This is a genomic window from Desulfobulbus rhabdoformis (assembly GCF_016919065.1).
Taxonomy (GTDB): Bacteria; Desulfobacterota; Desulfobulbia; order Desulfobulbales; family Desulfobulbaceae; genus Desulfobulbus; species Desulfobulbus rhabdoformis.
On the sequence record NZ_JAFFQA010000150.1, the window covers coordinates 1 to 673 of the forward strand.

The following is a 673-nucleotide window of genomic DNA, read 5'->3' on the forward strand; positions in this document are numbered from 1 at the left end:
CATGGTCCTTGCAGCCAGCGGGCTGAGAAGGCGCTGAAAATATGCCTTAAACTCCACAGAAAAACCCAAAAGTCTCTTCAGCACCATTCACATTGGCGGTCCAGGGGACAAAATGGGATTTGCTGGGGGATCGAAGCCAGGAGCATTGTACGTAAATGTTTCATCAAAGAGGTCAGGAAAAAGACATTGTGCTAAGGCAGACAAATGCCCCCCTAAAGAGTGACCACTAAGGACAACTTTGTCGCTACTTTGAATTTCACCTAGTCCTTGACCATTATTTTCAACTTCCAAACAATAATAATGAGTAAGATTATTAGATACTTCAAAATAAAGAAATTTATCAGGCGGGGGTGAACTAATTGGTGTCAGGACTGATCTGACCTTCAATTGAGCAATAGTACTATTGTCTTCATCGCCCTGAAGTCGCATAATATAATTGATCATGTCAATGGACTGATACAGCGCTAGACCACGCAGGCCAATATCCCGTAAATCAGTCTCAAGCAGATCTTTTCTACCCGGTTCTGTTCCGCGTATTGCCAAGACCGGGAGCATCCGATAGTTATGGAATTGCCCTGTAGATCGAATCTGGCCTGTTTGGTTAATAATTTTAATATGTTACGTTATTTTTTTGTTTAAATGCTGCTTTTTACATGATATAATATCCCGTTAA

Annotated in this window: 1 protein-coding gene; it reads right to left on the reverse strand. The window is 41.5% G+C overall.

Features of this window, described 5'->3' with window-relative positions; all coding sequences use genetic code 11:
* Positions 1–87: 87 nt before the first annotated feature.
* Positions 88–543: a hypothetical protein gene (locus tag JWJ90_RS22840; RefSeq protein ID WP_205229515.1), complete on the reverse strand. Its 456-nt coding sequence runs from the start codon at positions 541–543 to the stop codon at positions 88–90.
* Between the last annotated feature and the right edge of the window lie 130 nt (positions 544–673).